Source organism: Streptomyces amakusaensis (genome assembly GCF_039532665.1).
GTDB classification, from domain to species: Bacteria; Actinomycetota; Actinomycetes; order Streptomycetales; family Streptomycetaceae; genus Streptomyces; species Streptomyces amakusaensis.
In genome coordinates, this window is sequence record NZ_BAAASB010000006.1 from 395,717 (window position 1) to 410,833 (window position 15,117).

Annotated in this window: 14 protein-coding genes; 12 read left to right on the forward strand and 2 right to left on the reverse strand. The window is 70.3% G+C overall.

All coding sequences use genetic code 11. The annotated features are described in order from the left end of the window. Positions 1–233 precede the first annotated feature (233 nt). The 6 genes from ABD371_RS13940 (at position 234) to ABD371_RS13965 (ending at position 6,018) form a co-directional block, all read left to right on the forward strand. Complete coding sequence (locus tag ABD371_RS13940) at positions 234–1,214, forward strand: protein NO VEIN domain-containing protein (RefSeq protein ID WP_344476516.1); 981 nt, start codon at positions 234–236, stop codon at positions 1,212–1,214. Between the two features lie 89 nt (positions 1,215–1,303). Continuing rightward, complete coding sequence (locus ABD371_RS13945) at positions 1,304–3,154, forward strand: DNA/RNA helicase domain-containing protein (RefSeq protein WP_381733770.1); 1,851 nt, start codon at positions 1,304–1,306, stop codon at positions 3,152–3,154. Positions 3,155–3,318: 164 nt separating this feature from the next. After that, positions 3,319–4,284 carry an ABC transporter ATP-binding protein gene (locus ABD371_RS13950; protein ID WP_344476521.1) on the forward strand — a complete coding sequence of 322 codons (966 nt, stop codon included), beginning with the start codon at positions 3,319–3,321 and terminating at the stop codon, positions 4,282–4,284. After that, positions 4,281–5,279: an ABC transporter permease subunit gene (locus ABD371_RS13955; protein WP_344476522.1), complete on the forward strand. Its 999-nt coding sequence runs from the start codon at positions 4,281–4,283 to the stop codon at positions 5,277–5,279. The genes ABD371_RS13950 and ABD371_RS13955 overlap by 4 nt, the downstream gene beginning before the upstream one ends. Before the next feature lie 68 nt (positions 5,280–5,347). Continuing rightward, on the forward strand, positions 5,348–5,731 hold the full coding sequence (locus ABD371_RS13960; RefSeq protein ID WP_344476571.1) for a GntR family transcriptional regulator: 384 nt from the start codon (positions 5,348–5,350) through the stop codon (positions 5,729–5,731). A gap of 41 nt (positions 5,732–5,772) precedes the next feature. Further along, positions 5,773–6,018, forward strand: coding sequence for a hypothetical protein (locus ABD371_RS13965; protein WP_344476523.1), 246 nt, complete (start codon positions 5,773–5,775; stop codon positions 6,016–6,018). On the opposite strand, the gene ABD371_RS13970 is transcribed toward ABD371_RS13965, so the two are convergent. Next, positions 5,987–6,805 carry a hypothetical protein gene (locus tag ABD371_RS13970; protein WP_344476524.1) on the reverse strand — a complete coding sequence of 273 codons (819 nt, stop codon included), beginning with the start codon at positions 6,803–6,805 and terminating at the stop codon, positions 5,987–5,989. The two genes, ABD371_RS13965 and ABD371_RS13970, sit on opposite strands and share 32 nt — an antisense overlap. A 167-nt stretch (positions 6,806–6,972) precedes the next feature. Between ABD371_RS13970 and ABD371_RS13975 the strand changes: the two genes are divergently transcribed. The 6 genes from ABD371_RS13975 to ABD371_RS14000 all read left to right on the forward strand — a co-directional run bounded on the left by ABD371_RS13975 (position 6,973) and on the right by ABD371_RS14000 (position 14,322). Then, the gene (locus ABD371_RS13975) at positions 6,973–8,199 is read left to right on the forward strand and encodes a CapA family protein (protein ID WP_344476525.1); all 1,227 of its coding nucleotides are present in this window, start codon (positions 6,973–6,975) and stop codon (positions 8,197–8,199) included. Positions 8,200–8,413: 214 nt separating this feature from the next. Continuing rightward, a complete protein-coding gene (locus tag ABD371_RS13980) occupies positions 8,414–10,738 on the forward strand; it encodes a HAMP domain-containing protein (protein ID WP_344476573.1) in 2,325 nt (774 codons plus the stop codon). Between the two features lie 6 nt (positions 10,739–10,744). Next, positions 10,745–12,250 (forward strand): poly-gamma-glutamate synthase PgsB, encoded by a 1,506-nt coding sequence (pgsB, locus tag ABD371_RS13985; RefSeq protein WP_344476526.1) that lies wholly within the window; start codon positions 10,745–10,747, stop codon positions 12,248–12,250. Continuing rightward, positions 12,247–12,729 (forward strand): poly-gamma-glutamate biosynthesis protein PgsC/CapC, encoded by a 483-nt coding sequence (locus ABD371_RS13990; RefSeq protein ID WP_344476528.1) that lies wholly within the window; start codon positions 12,247–12,249, stop codon positions 12,727–12,729. The genes pgsB and ABD371_RS13990 overlap by 4 nt, the downstream gene beginning before the upstream one ends. Positions 12,730–12,755: 26 nt before the next feature. Next, on the forward strand, positions 12,756–13,841 hold the full coding sequence (locus ABD371_RS13995) for an NlpC/P60 family protein (protein WP_344476530.1): 1,086 nt from the start codon (positions 12,756–12,758) through the stop codon (positions 13,839–13,841). Positions 13,842–13,887: 46 nt separating this feature from the next. Next, positions 13,888–14,322 carry a DUF6193 family natural product biosynthesis protein gene (locus ABD371_RS14000; RefSeq protein WP_344476532.1) on the forward strand — a complete coding sequence of 145 codons (435 nt, stop codon included), beginning with the start codon at positions 13,888–13,890 and terminating at the stop codon, positions 14,320–14,322. Here the strand turns inward: ABD371_RS14000 and ABD371_RS14005 are convergent. After that, on the reverse strand, positions 14,255–15,117 hold an 863-nt coding region (locus ABD371_RS14005), incomplete at its 5' end, for a DUF1152 domain-containing protein (RefSeq protein ID WP_344476534.1). The two genes, ABD371_RS14000 and ABD371_RS14005, sit on opposite strands and share 68 nt — an antisense overlap.

Genomic DNA, 15,117 nt, shown 5'->3' on the forward strand with positions numbered 1-15,117 from the left:
GTTCCTCCTGAAGGCAAGAGAACAGCATGGCGGGCACCCGACAGCGCCCTGGCATCTCTCCCCGGCCCCCCGACCGCGCCCCCCACGCGCGTACACCGGCGACATTAACACCAGCCCCACCATCACCACCCGCCTAAAACCTGGCCGGATTCCGCCCCTTGGGCCTGGCGCCCTCCGTGGCGCTCACGATCACCTCTTGAGGCGCTCATGACGCCATTAATATGATGAGCTGTATGAAGTCGGTGCCGTTTGTGATGGTTCATGTGGGGCAGAGCGACGATTCTCGGCGCAACCTGCGGTACGGGATCGAGACCCGGTCCTGGGGTTTCCCGAAATGGAAGCCCGAATACCGATCGGCCCGTCCGCGCTTCGCGGTGCTGGCCACGGGTGTGGGTCCGCGGGTGCCTCTCGAGGCCTGGCTCACCCAGAAGATCACTCTGTACTTCTTCGGGGTCGGCGAGAACTTCTATGAAGGCGTGGCTCCTCATTGGCCCGACGAGGAGGCCGAGAACGCCATCAAATACCCGGTGCGCTTCGGGATCGAGCCCTTGGTCGTCATGCACGATGTCGCCCTGGACGAGTACGGGCCGCTGGGGCTGACCGGGAGCGACGCCATTCGGCGCTCCGGGATCGAGCGGGGCATCGGCAAGCTCTGCGACCTGAATCCGCAGGCTCTGTTCGACGTTGCGGGAGTCCCGGTGGACTGGGCGAAGCGACAGCACGTACCCCTGAACCTCACCCCGGGCTTCACCGAGGAGCAGGTGGAGGTGCCCGGGAAGCCGAAGAAGTCCAAGAAGTCCAAGAGCACCGGCCGTGGTGCCGGCTTCGTCTCCGATCCCAAGAAGCGCAAGGCCATCGAGCTGTACGCGGAGGACATGGCCGTCGCCCACTACGAGAAGCAGGGGTGGGGGGTCGAGCGCCTCGGCAAGCCTTACGACCTCCATTGCACTCGCGCCGAGGAGGAGAGGCGTGTCGAGGTCAAGGGAACGACAGGCGCGGCCACCAGCGTGGAACTGACGATCAACGAGGTCGAGCACGCCCGCGATCCGCGACACACCGTGGACCTGTACGTGGTGAGCGACATTAAGGTCGATGCCCGAAGCACGGGCTACGTGGCGAGCGGGGGCAGGGTCGTGCACTTCCACGACTGGTCCCCGGCCGAGGAGGACCTGAGGCCGAGGAGCTTTGAGTACCGACTGCCTCTCGGAGTCTGACCCGCCCCTGTCCTCACCTGCGGCGGAGAGCAACCTGCCCTCGCCGCGACCAGCCGTATCCGTGGAGATCAGCCGTGGCCCTTCTTCGTATGTCCGCCCGTGTGCTGAGGGAGCGCACGGCCAACACGGCGCTGGTGGAGCGGCTCACTGAGCAGTTCCGCTCCCAACTGCGCCACGGGCCGTCGGACCGTGAGCGTCTCGCCTGGCGGAACAGCCTTCCCGCCCTGGCCGAGGTGCTGTGCGCCGCAGGCCTGGACGAGGTGGAAGTCCTCATCGAGCATCAGATGCCGCTCAGCAGCCTTCGTGCGGACGTCGTGCTGGCCGGTTCGCATCCCGAGACCGGCAGACCTTCCTACGTCGTGGTCGAGCTCAAACAGTGGAGCGAGGCCAACCTGGTGCCCGACACGGAGGATCTGTGCCGGGTGCCCAGGATGGGCAACCGTCCCGCCCTGCACCCTGTCGCGCAGGTCCGTCGTTACCGCGACTATCTGGCGGATTTCACGGCCCTGCTCAATGACGGGCAGAACTATGTCGCGGGCGTGGCCTATTTGCACAACGCCCACGACTCGGACGTGAGCGAGCTGCTCGGTCTGGCTGATGGGAAGGCGCACCTCTTCACCAAGACGACTCAAGGCGAATTCATACGGCATCTGCGGACCCGGCTGTCACCGCTCGACGGAGCCCTTGAGGCCGACGCTCTGCTGGAAAGCGCCCTCGTGCCTGGTCGGCAGCTCATGCGAGCCGCCGCGGACGAGATCCTCCACGGCGGCAAGTTCCTGCTCATGGACGAGCAGCAGGTCGCTGCGTCCCTGGTGAAGCGCGCTGTGGCGATCTCGCGGAGATCGGACAGGAAAGAGGTGATCGTCGTCTCCGGCGGTCCCGGCTCGGGGAAGAGCCTGATCGCTCTCCACCTCATGAGCCACCTTGGAAGGAATCAGCGGCACGTCGTCCATGCCACCGGTTCCAAGTCCTTCACCACCACACTGCGCCACGTCGTCGGAGAGAAGAACAAGCGCATCGCCAACCTCTTCAGATACTTCCTCGACTTCCGGGCCGTGGGAAGGAACGAACTCGACGTACTCATCTGTGACGAGGCCCACCGAATACGCCAACGCCCGGAAAACCAGAGGACTGCGGGCGGGCACCGGAGCGGACGGAGCCAGGTCGAGGAACTCATCGACGCGGCCAGGGTCCCGGTCTTTCTGCTCGACGAGCACCAGGTCGTGCGCCCCGGTGAAATGGGGAGCGTCAAGGCGATCGACGCGGCCGCGGAGGCGCGAGGGTGTGTCGTCCGGCATGTCGATCTCAACGAACAGTTCCGCTGCGGCGGAAGCCGCGCCTACGAGCACTGGGTTCGTCGCCTTCTCGGTCTGGAACCCGGCGGGCCGGTCGCGTGGGAGCCCGATCCGAATTTCGAGCTGCTGGTCGCCGACACGCCCCAGCAGCTGGAGACGCGCCTCCGCTCCGAGCAAGCGGCAGGCTACACCGCACGGATGACCGCCGGGTTCTGCTGGCGGTGGAGCGATCCGAGGAAGGACGGCACCCTGGTCGACGACGTGGTCATCGGCGATTGGCGCCGACCGTGGAACGTCAAGGGCGAGCACGCGGTGCACGGGGCTCCCCCGTCCTCGCTCTGGGCCACCGAATCGGCGGGCATCGACCAGATCGGGTGCATCTACACGGCTCAGGGGTTCGAGTACGCCTGGAACGGCACGATCTTCGGTCCGGATCTGGTGTGGCGGGGCGACGGCTGGCGCACCGTCCGGGCGGGGTGCAAGGACGGCAGTCTGCTCGGTGCGGCCCCCGATGATTTCGCCCGTCTCACGCGCAACCGGTACAAGGTGCTGCTGACGAGAGGGCTGACCGGCACGGTGCTGTTCTCCACCGATGCCGAGACTCAGGACATGCTGCGGGCGCTCGTGGCCGGCCGGGCGGCCTGAGCGGGCCGGCCGCGCTGCCGAAGCCACTTCGGCTCCTCCCCTCCGGCGTGCCGTGACAGTCCCGGCACGCCGGATCCTTCGGTTCCTTTGACTTCCGTGCGAGCGGTTGCGCATACTCACGTCCACACCATTCCACTAAGTAACTAGTGAATCGGGGGATCTGAATGAGTGGCACCTCCCACCCCTACGCCATCGAGGCAGAGGATCTGGGCCGGAAGTATCTGCGCGGCTGGGCGCTGCGCGAGTGTTCCTTCCGGCTGCCCGCCGGCTGTGTCAGCGCGCTCGTGGGGCCCAACGGAGCGGGGAAGTCGACGCTGTTGGGGATCGCCGCGCGGCTGCTGCGGCCGACGACCGGCAGTCTCCGGCTGTTCGGGAAGGAGATGGGCGACCCGGCGGCGCTGCGGCATGTCGCGTTCGTGGACCAGGAGCGTCCGCTGTACAAGCGGTTCACGGTCGCCGAGACCCTGCGGATGGGCAGGGAGCTGAACCCGAGGTGGGACCAGGCCGCCGCCGAGCGGATCGTGGAGGCGGGGAAGGTGCCCTTCGGGGCGAGGGTGGGGACGCTGTCGTCGGGGCAGCGGACGCGGGTGGCGCTGGCGCTGGCCTTCGCCAAGCGGGCGGAACTTCTGCTGCTGGACGAGCCGATGGCCGATCTCGACCCGCTGGCCAGGCATGAGCTGTCCGCGCTGCTGCTCTCCGAGGCGGTCGAGCGGGGGCTGACCGTCCTCATGTCCTCGCACCTTCTCTCCGAGCTGGAGGAGATGTGCGACCACCTGGTCGTTCTCGCCGGGGCGCGGCTGCGCATGGTCGGGCATGTCGATGAGCTGGTCCCCGCGCACCGGCTGGTCACCGGGCTCGCGGACCCGGGCCCCGGGCCCGGGGAGGGGGCCGGAGTGCTGCCGGCCGGGATCGCCGGGCGTCACACGGTGATCGAGTCCCGGTTCAGCGGACGCCAGTTCACCGCTCTGCTCCGTACGGACACGGATCCCGGTGACGCGTACGAGAGCGTGGAGCCCTCCCTCGAAGAGGTGCTGCTCGGCTATCTGCGCTCCGCCGAGGCGCCTCCGCTGATCAGTCCCGCTTCGCGGCTCTCCGCCGCCGCCCCGCACGCAGAAGGGAAGGCCGCGTGAACGGCACCACCTCCGCCCCCGCGACCGAGACCACGACCGAGACCGCGACCGCCGAACCCCGCGCCTTCCTGAGCCTGCGCGGAATGAGCTGGGTGGCGTGGCGCAGCAACCGCACCGCGCTGCTGCTGCTGATCGCCTTCACCGTCGGGGTCGCCGCGTACAGCGTCTACCACCGCTTCGGGGTGGTGGAGTTCCTGAACTCCCCGAGGCTCGCCGAGCTGGGCGGTCTGCGCCACGCGGACGAGGAGACGATCAACAAGCTGATCCCTCTGGTCCAGTTCCTGCCGGCCGCCCTGGGTGTCTTCATCGGCGCGCCGCTCCTGGCCTCCGAGTACGAGAACCGCACGCTGAGGCTCACCTCGACCCAGTCGGTCGGCCGGCTGCGGGTCGTCATGACGGCCGTGGCCGTGCCGCTGGTCGTCGTGGTGCTCTGCGTCAGCGTGCTCTCGGCGGCGCTCACCTCGCTGTGGCATCCGGCCCGTGGCGTCCACAACGGCGGGAACTGGTGGGACGGCGGGATCTTCTTCGCGACCGGCCCGCTGCCGGTGGCGTTCAGCCTCTTCACCGTCTCGGCCGGCATCCTCGCGGGCGCGGTCCTGCGCCGGTCGGTCGCCGCCATGGCGATCACTCTCGCCGGCCCGGCCCTGACGGGCGCGGTGGCGCTGGAGCGCCTGCGCACCTGGCTCGCCGAACCGCACCGGCTGATCTATCCGGCCGGCACCGACTCTCCGGCGCTGAAGCCCGGCGAGGTCTGGGTGGACAACTGGGTCGCGACCGCCGACGGCCAGGTGCACGGGTGGGGCACCTGCGTGAAGTTCTCGGAGAAGAAGTCCGAGGAGTGCAGGGCGGAGCTGGGGATCGTGAACGACGCCATCGACTATGTGACGCTGGCGCAGATGCCCGGACTCCAGTGGACGATCTCCGGGATCCTGCTGGTGATGGCCGCCGTCGCGATCGTCAGTACGGTGTGGTGGACACACCGCAGGTCGCTGTGAGGCACTGCGGAGCGGGAAGAACGGGGAGATAGAACGTGGTCGAGTTCCGGATCGACCGGCGCAGCGGGATGGCCACGTACCTCCAGATCGTGCAGCAGGTCAAACAGGCGCTGCGCCTCGGCATCCTGGTCGAGGGCGACCGTCTGCCGACCGCCGCCCAGGTGGCGGCCTCCACCCGGGTGAACCCCAACACCACCCTCAAGGCCTACCGCGAGCTGGAACGCGAGGGCCTGGTCGTGCCCCGCCCCGGCGTCGGTACCTTCGTCAGCCGGTCCTTCGACCGTCCGCCGTCCCAGGACAGCGAGCGGCTGACGGCCGAACTGGTCGGCTGGATGGCCGGGGCGCGCGCGGCGGGTCTGGAGCGGGAGGATGTGAAGGCGCTGCTGGACGCGACGCTGGACGAGCAGTTCCCGCAGCCGGACGACGACAGCGGCAGCAGCGGCGGCCAGTAGGGGCGGGCGGCCCGCTCGCCGTCCCCCCCCACGGGGCCGCGGTGGCGGCCAGGCCCTGTGTGTCCCCCTCCTCCGGGCGGCAGCTCTTCGCGAGCGCGTCCTTCTCGGGCCGGTCCAAGAGGAAGGACCACCCGTCTCCCGCCACCATCGGGATCGAGCCCGGAGCGGGCGACGAGGGAAGGCCGCTGAGCGGCTGCGCCCGGGACGTCTCCGGGGCCCGTGGCGACAGCGGAGTGGTCCGTACGAAGGACGCCGTCATCTCGTGGTGGGCCGGGACCAGGTCGTGAGGAGCCGCGTCAGCGCCGTCAGCGCCGCGGTCGCCTCACGGCCGTCGCCCCGTGCCGCCGGGGCGAGTTCGACATGCACGAAGGTCGCCCGGTGGCGCTCGGCGGCCTCCCCCTGCACATTCGTGATTCCCTCCAGCGGGCACCGGCCGGACCATCCCCGGCAGACGCGGAGCCCCTGGCTCTCCAGACGGTCGGCCAGCGCGGCGGCCTCCTCGGGGGCCGTCCGCACCGCCCCGGTGGAGACCACGGCCTCGTAGGGCCGGGTCGGCCTCTCCGCGAAGCCGTGCAACTGCACCCCCGGGACCCCGCGTTTCTGAAGTTCGGCGACGATTGTGTGAAAAACGCTGTCCGTACGGTGGGCCACGTCCGCCGAGCCGTTTCGGCCCGCGTCACGGTGGGCCCCGGCGAGGACGAGCGCCCCGCCGGGCGCGCTCTCCAGCAGCCGCGCCCCGAGAGATTCGGTGTCGCGGTCGGCCACCGGATGCGGCACCTGCACATTCCAGCGGACCCCGGAGTCGGCGCTGAGATACAGCCGCCCCCACCGCGCGCCTCTCCCGGTGTCGAGCGCCGCGATCTCGTCGTAACGCCTGCCCGAGGCGGTGTCGGTGAGCCTGGTGATCCTGAAGCCGGCGCTTTTCAGGACCCGTTCGGCCGCCTTCGCGTCGCCGTCCAGGAGATGTCCCGTGCCGCGGGCGAGACGCTCCCGCCGCGCTTCGCCGGGCGGGCGGTAGGAGTCCCGGGCGCCGGGCCGCTTCGCGTACTCGGCGATCCGGTCGCCGAGATTCACCAACTCCCTTGCCCCGGTGGACTCGTACGCTCCGTCGTCACGCGGGGCCGGTCCGCAGCCGAGCAGTGCCAGTATCAGGCCAAAGGTGATGAAAGCATGAAGGGAGAGTGATGACCTTGTGATGTCGTGCCCGTGTCGAATCTTTGGGCTCATGCGAAAATCGGCCGGTGACATTCTGGGATTGTCTCCCCCCGGGTCGCGCGCTGGCACTGGCGGCGGCGACCGCCGTGCTCACGGCCGGGTGCGCGTCGCCGTCCTCCTCCTCGGACTCCTCGAACTCCTCGGACTCGCGGAGCAAGCCGGGAGGGCGCGCGTTCACCGTCGCCGCCGCGGGTGACGTCCTCATCCATCCCGAGCTGGTGGAGCAGGCGGCCAAGGACGCCGAGAAGTCCGGAAAAGGCGCGGCGGGGCTGGACTTCGGCCCGCTGCTCGCCGGGGTGAAGCCCGTCATCAGCAAGGCCGATCTGGCCATCTGCCACATGGAGACCCCCGTGGGAAAGCCCACGGGACCCTTCGAGGGGTACCCGGAGTTCCTGGTGCCGCCGCAGATCCTGACGGCTCTGAAGGAGGTGGGGTACGACACGTGCTCGACCGCCTCGAACCACACGTACGACCACGGTCTGAAGGCCCTCCGGCACACCCTGGACACCATGGACGGGATCGGGCTCGGCCACAGCGGCTCGGCGCGCACCCGCGAGGAAGCGAAAAAGATCAACATTCGCGAGGTGAAGGGCGTCAAGGTCGCCCATCTCTCCTACTCGTGGGAATCCTTCCTCAACCCGACCCCTCAGAAGGAGCGTTGGGCGTTCAACCGGATGAGCACGGAGAAGATCAAGGAGTCCGAGGAGCGGGCCCGGAAACAGGGTGCCGAGGTCGTGATCCTCTCGCTCCACTGGGGTCTGGAGCACTACAACGAGCCGAGCGTCCCCCAGCTGGAGCTGGCCGAGCGGATCACCGGTGAGACCGGGATCGATCTGGTGGTCGGCCACCACGCGCATGTGGTGCAGCCGATCCAGAAGCTGAACGGCACCTGGGTCGCCTACGGCCTCGGCAACCAGGTGGCCCGGCACTCCTCGCCCACGGGACTCACCGAGGAGGGGGTGATCGGCTGGTTCGAGTTCCGCGAGACGGACTCCGGGTGGGAGGTTGCCGCCCGTCACCGCACCACGCTGGTCGACATCCCGCCCGAGGTGGAAGCGGGGGAGAAGCCCCCCGAGGGCGCGGTCGGCGACCACCGGCTCGTCGACGTCCGACAGGTGCTCGACCACCCGGGCGGCCTGTCCGAGGCCCGGCTCGCCCGCTACCGGCTCGCCCTCGACCGCACCCATGGCTTTCTGTACAACCGAGGGGCACCGGGAGGCGACGGTCTGGCCGAACTGGACCTGAAGAACTGAGTGATGGCGCGGCGCGTCCTCCAGGGGGAGTGCGCGGGAGCGCGGGGGAGGGCAGGGGGCCCGCGCGGGGGAGTACGGGGAGCACGGGGGAGCACGGGAGGTCCTGCCCGTGCGGTGCCGTGGCCGGGGGAACCAGGAAAGAGCACCAGTGAAATCAAGCAAGGGCGCGTACGCCGTGCGCGGGGGGCGGCGGCGGAGCCGCAGGCGCGCGGACATGCCCCTCCTCGGCGGGATACGCCCGCCCATCGCGCTGCTGTGCGTGCTGATCCTCGCCCTGGCCGGCCTGACGGCGAAGGTGCTCGGTCCGGGGAAGGAGACGGCCGCCCCGCGGGCGGTGCTCTCCTCGCAGCAGTACTTCGCCGAGGACGGCGCCATAGCCATGCGCGCCTCGATCGACGAGCGGGTCACCGATCTGAACCGCACCGCCAGGGCGCTGAGTTCGGGCTCCCCGGTGAAACCCGAACGCGTCCTGGCGGACCTGGGACGGGCGTACCAGAAGTGGACCGGCACCACCGTGGTCGACCTGAAGAGCGGGGACGTGCTCGCCGCGCGCGGCGAATCGATCCCTCTCGGCTGGCTGGACAAGGGCGTCCTCACCGGCGACCGGGCGCTGACCCCCCGCATGGTGCGGCTGGAGACGGGCGACGTACGCCTGATGACCACGGCCGTCCTGGACTGGGACGACCGCCCGCAGCAGCTGCTGATCGCCTCCAGCGGCCTCTCCGTGCCCGCCATCGAGCTCGGCCCGTTCCGCACCATGGCGGTCGCCGCCAAGGACGGCGAGATCCTCGCCACCGCCGGGTTCGAGCGGGCCGAGGGGCTCAACTCCGACCAGGAGCGCAAGGAACTCGCCTTCCTCCAGAAGCAGATGAGCCGGCTGTCCGACCAGGCGGCGGCCCGGGCCGAGCGCCACCCCGTCCGTACCAAGGAGCCCGGCTCCCGGGGGTACCCCGGCGTCAGCGGCACCCTCGTCGGCGGCGAGTACAACGGCCGTACGGCCCTCGCCGGATACGCCTCGCTCGCCTCCGCGAACCCCGAGGAGAAGAAGAGCGCCGCCGCCGGTCTCGGGCTGACGGTCGTGGCCCTGCTCCCCGTGGTCCAGCAGCGCGACGGGGAGCAGGACCGGGGGCGAGGGCTGTACGGACTGGCCGTCTCCGGCGTCCTCGTCCTGCTCGGGCTGCTGGCGGTGGCCGTGCTCTGGGCGACCGTGCAGCGGCCCCTGCTGCGGCTGTTCCTGGAGTCGCGCAGAATCGCCCGGGGTGATCTGACCCGGCCGGTCTCGGTGCCCCGCAGGGGAGAGGCCGCCCGGATCGGCTCCGCCCTGGAGCGGCTGCGCCAGCAGCTCGGCGGGGCGGGGCGCGGCCCCGTCTCCCGCCGCAGAAGCCGGGTCGGCGGACGCGGATCGCTCGCGCTGACGGCCGCCCTGCTCCTGCTGTGGTGCCTGCCCGTCGGCCTGCTGCTGAACCGTACGGACGACTCGGTCAGTGTGCCGACGACCATGGTCAACGACCAGCGCGACCGTACGGAGCTGATCGCCGACCGGCTCCGCAGGGCGCTCAACGAGGCGCACGCCGACCTTGTCTCCACCGCCCGGCTGATCGGCGCGGACGGCAGCCGGGGCGGCGCGGACACCGGTGCTGCCACCGGCCGTCTGCTCAAGGAGACCCTGCGGACGCACCCGCGCTACCAGGCCCTGTACCTCGTCGACGGTGACGGCGACGGCGATCCGCTCGCCCGGGCCGGCGGCTCCCCCCACGCCTGGGCCCGCGGCAAGGACCTGCCGCCGGTCAGGGTCTCCGGCAAGGGAGACAGAAAGCCGGTGATCCAGGCCGGAGCCCCCGTACCGGGCCGTGAGGGCACCACCCTCGTCGGCGAGATCCGGGTGGAGTTCCTCAACTCCCTCCTGGCCCGGCCCGGCCTCGGCGAGGTCCGGGTGGTCGGCCCCGACGGCCTGACCATCTCCGCCAACGGCGGATACCTGGCGTTCGAGAAACTGCCCGGCCGGTCCCTGAACGACCTCGCCCGCGCCGCCGCCGTCCGCACCGGCGCCGGCCCGGTCGCCAACGGCCTGCTCATCCGGAAGGGGGACGGCGTCACCGTCGCCGCCGCGGCCCCCTTCTCCGGCGGCGGCGTCACCGCCGACATCGGCTGGACCGTCGTCAGCCGGCAGAACGCCGAGCGCTTCCAGATCACCCCGTACGAGCGCGAGGACCGGAGCGTCCTCGCCGGGATGCTCGGACTGGCCGCGATCATCCTCTGCCTCGGCTGGATCCATCTGGTGGTCGTACGGCCCCTGAGGGCCCTCGCCGCCAGTGCCGAGAAGCTGGTGGACGGCGACCTGAAGTCCGTGCTCTACCCGCGCTACCAGGACGAGGTGGGCGCCGTCGTACGCAGCCTCGAACTGCTGCGGCAGCAGGCGCAGGCCCACAGACAGGGCCGGGCGCGGCGGATGTCGGATCCGGACCCGGGCCCGGGCCCGCACCCGGATCCGGGCCCCGTCGGAGACATCGGCACCGACTTCGACATCGACGGAAGGTGACAGGCCGTGCTCTACCTCTATCTCGTCCTGCTGACCGGATCGGTGTTCCTGCTGATCGCGGGCATCGTGGAGCAGCGCAGGCACTACGCCGCCCTGCACACCATCCCCGCCCGGGTGCTCGTCAACGGCATCCGGGGCAAGTCCTCCATCACCCGGCTCTGCGCGGGAGCCCTGCGCGGCGGTGATCTCGTCACCGTGGCCAAGACGACCGGGACGGCCGCGCGCTTCATCCACCCCGACGCGACCGAGGAGCCGGTCTACCGCAAGTTCGGCATCGCCAATGTGGTGGAACAGATCGGCATCGTCCGCCGGGCCGCCGCCTACCGCCCCCACGCCCTCGTCATCGAGTGCATGGCCGTCATGCCCGCCCTCCAGGAGGTGAACCAGAGCAAGCTGATCCGCTCCACCATCGGCGTCCTGTGCAATGTGCGCGAGGACCACCTCGCCGAGATGGGCCCCACCCTGGACGACGTGGCCCGGTCGCTGTGCCGCTCGATGCCGGAGAACGGCGTCTGCGTCACCGCCGAGCAGGAGCGCTTCCACATCCTCCAGGAGGAGGCGGACGCCCGCGGCTGCCGGCTCGTCTACGCCGACCCCGAGACCGTCACCGACGCGGAGCTGCGCGGCTTCAGCTGGTTCACCTTCAAGGAGAACGTCGCGATCGCCCTCACCGTCGCCGAGCTGCTCGGCGTCGAACGGGAGGTCGCCCTGCGCGGCATGTACGAGGCCCCGCCGGACCCGGGCGTCCTCTCCGTGGAGCGCTATGTGACGCCCGAGGGCAAGCGTCTCGCCTTCGCCAACGTCTTCGCGGCGAACGACCCCGAGTCGACGCTGATGAACGTCAACCAGCTGCTCGACCTGGGAGCCATCAGCCGCCCGCTGAACGTGGTGATCAACTGCCGGCCCGACCGCGTCGAACGGAACGGCCAGATGGGCGAGATCGTCCCCGATCTCCGGCCGGACAACGTCTTCGTCATCGGCCACCCCGCCAAGAGCGCCATCGACGCCATCCCCGCCGAGTGGCGGGACCGTGCCGTCGACCTGGGCGGCGACCGGCGTCCCGCCGAGGACTTCATGCCGGCCGTGCTCGGCCGGATGCCCGACGGCTCCTCGCTCGTCGCCATCGGCAATATCCACGGCCAGGGCGAGGAGCTGCTGGAACACCTCGCCGAACTGCCCGCCGACGAGAGCGCCCCCGGCACCGGCCCGGGCCCGGAGACACCTCCCGTACCCGTCCATCCGGTCCGGCTGGACCCGTACGCCTCGTACCCCCAGGCGTACGAGGAGCGCTACCAGGCCTCCCAGACCCAGGAACTCCGGGTGGTGCGGCTCCCGCAGGGGGACCCGTGGCCCGAGCCCGATCACCGACGGACCCATGAGACGTACGAGGCCCACCAGGCCTATGAGGGCCATCAGACCTACGAGGTCCATGAGGTTCATGAAGTCCATGAGGCTCATGAGGGCGATCAGCCGCCTCCGCACTCGTACTACCGCCCGGAGAGCCCCCGTTGACGACCGCCGCCCTGACCCCCGAGATGGCCGCCCTGGGCATCGCCATAGGCCTGTTCTTCTCCCTGCTGTGCTACCTCACCACCAATCTCTCCCCCGGCGGGATGATCACGCCGGGCTGGCTCGCCCTGACCCTCATCGAGGACCTCCAGCGGGCGGCCATGGTCGTCGGCGTCACCGCCCTGACCTACGCGGGCACCAGGATCATGCAGAAGCTGATGATCCTTTACGGCAAGCGGCTCTTCGCCGCCGTCGTCCTCCTGGGGGTGCTGCTCCAGGCCACCGTGATGATCGTCCTCTCCATCGAGTTCCCCCTGCTGTACGGCAACGAGACTCTCGGATTCATCGTCCCCGGCCTCATCGCCTACCAGCTGGTGCGCCAGCCCAAGGGCCCCACCCTGCTGGCGACGGCCTCCGTCTCCCTCATGGCCTACATCGTCGTCGCGGCGGGCCTGCTGCTCGGCGTCATGCCCACCGTCTGAGAATCTCCGAGAATCGAGGAAGAGCCTTGGCGTCCAAGAAGAAGTCCCGCCGTGCCCTGTCGGGCCTCGTGGTCCTCGGGCTCGTCGCCACGTCCGGCTATCTGACCCTGGAACTGCGTGAGCGGGAGGACCGAGGAGTCACCGAGATACGCGACGTCGGCATACTGAGCGGCGGCCGGACCTCCGCCGACGCCGGCCCCGCCTCGGAGAGGACCGGGGGAAAGTGGTCCCGGCTGGAGAACCCCGCCCGCAGCGTCCTCCGCGGCCCCGACGGCCGCGTCGAGGCGGTCCTCACCGACGGCGCGCAGACCGCCAAACTCACCGGCCCCGCCCGCACCTTCGCCGAACCCGCCTCCACGGCCTCCAAGGTCTCCACCACGGACTGGGTGCGGATCATGCCGCAGCCCTGGACCGAGGGCGCGGAGAAGAAGAAATGGTTCAAGGAGTGGTACGCGAAGAACGCCGGCAGCAAAGAGGCCGACCTCTTCGCCTTCGCCTTCCAGTACGTCGCCGGCGCCGCCCAGCACAAGGACGAGAACGGCCTCGTCTACGCGGGCGACGCGAACTTCGGCCCCCTGAACACCGCCGGCGACAAGAACGGCGATCTGCGCCTCGAACAGTCCGACTTCTACGACTACCTCGGCACGCCCTACCCCTTCCGGGACGGCACCACCGGCACCCCGGAATCCATGCGCGCCCGCTCCCTGGACTGCTCCGGCTACATCCGCATGGTCCTGGGGTACCGCGCCCGCTACCCCCTCATGTCCTCCGACAAGTCCGGCGACGGCCTCCCCCGTACCGCCAACGGCATGGCCCGCTCCCCCCGGGGCGCGGACATCCTCCCCCTGACCGGCGTCTCGGCCCAGGACCGCCCCTCCGCCATCGACCAGCTCCAGCCGGGCGACCTCGTCTTCTTCAAACTCGACCAGCGCACCGACCAGCGCCTCGACCACGTCGGCATGGTCCTCGGCCACGACACCGAGGGCCATCTCATCTTCGTCTCCAGCCGCGAAGAGATCAACGGCCCCACCATCGGCGACATCGGCGGCGTCTCCCGCCTCGACGGCAACGGCTACTACGCCAAGACGCTGCGCAGCGCGAAGCGCCTGTGACCACCGCCTTCCCGACCCGCCCGCGAGCAGAAACAGGTGATCACCCATGACCGACGACAACCGCACCGTCGAGGAGATCGTGACGGCGCAGTGGAACCATCTCCTCGGCACCGGCACCGGCACCGGCACCGGCACCGGCACCGGCCCTGTGCTGATCCACCCCGACACGGTCCGCGCCGCCCACGCCCAGGGACGCCTGAGAGCGCTCTTCCCCGCGATCAGCCACGGCACGCTCTTCTTCAGCACCACCACCGAGCTGCCCCACACCCGCGTCGGCGGCACCGTCTACCGCCTGCGCGGCGGCACCTTCCTCGCCATGGGAGCCCCGGGTGGAGGCCGTATCGCCGAGACCCGCGCCCCGGAGGAAGCGTTCGCGCTCGTCGCCGAAGCCCTCCCGGCGGACATCGCCCCGGTCACACGGGGATCCGCCAGAGCGGTGCCGCGTACTGCTCCGGATGCCTCTCCAGCAACAACGCCCTGAACTCTTCCCACCGGCCACCACGGACACCCACCACCTCGGCCAGGTGCCGGAAGGTGGTGTAGCTGATCCGGCGCTCCCGGGCCCGCCGCTCGAAGCGGGCGACCCGCCGCAGCACGTCCTCGGGGTCGAAACCCACAGGGGATTCGGCCCCGAGCCACGATGCCTTGGCCCGCTCGTAGTCGATCTCGGAGAACCCGCAGACCTCCCTGCTCCGCTCCTCCGCCTCGGCGAGCGTCGAGGTCTCCGCCACCGCCCGCGCGAGCCGATTACGCGCGAACGCCTCCTCCAGATCCACCTCGTGCACCGTTGGCCCCTCATCCGTGAGCGGAACCGCCAGACCGGCGTCCCTGATCTCGCAGAGCCCCCGGATCCCCCGCGCCGTGGCCGCCAACATCCCCGTCGCCTCCGACGGATGCCACTCCAGCACCCCGCCGACTCTCCCCGCATCCTCCTCCGTCAACGTGACCACATTCCGCCCGAGCACCCCCCGAAGCTCCCCCGCCGACAACTCCCCGTCCAACCCCGGCCCCGCGACCAGAAGCCGCACCTCCGCGTCCACCCGCCGGCACGCGGCCAACGCGAGCGCATCCCCCAACGGACTCCGAAGCCCCGGCTCATCCCCCCGCGCCAGCACATCACCCCCCACATCCAGCAGATCCATGGATTCTGGCCCCAGATGCTCCACCAGCTCCTCAAGCTGCCTCGTCATCCCCAGCACCCCCCGCCCAGGGTCCATCAGCACCACCATCTGCCCCACCTCCCCCGCCAACCGCGGCAGAGCCGACCCACCCGCCC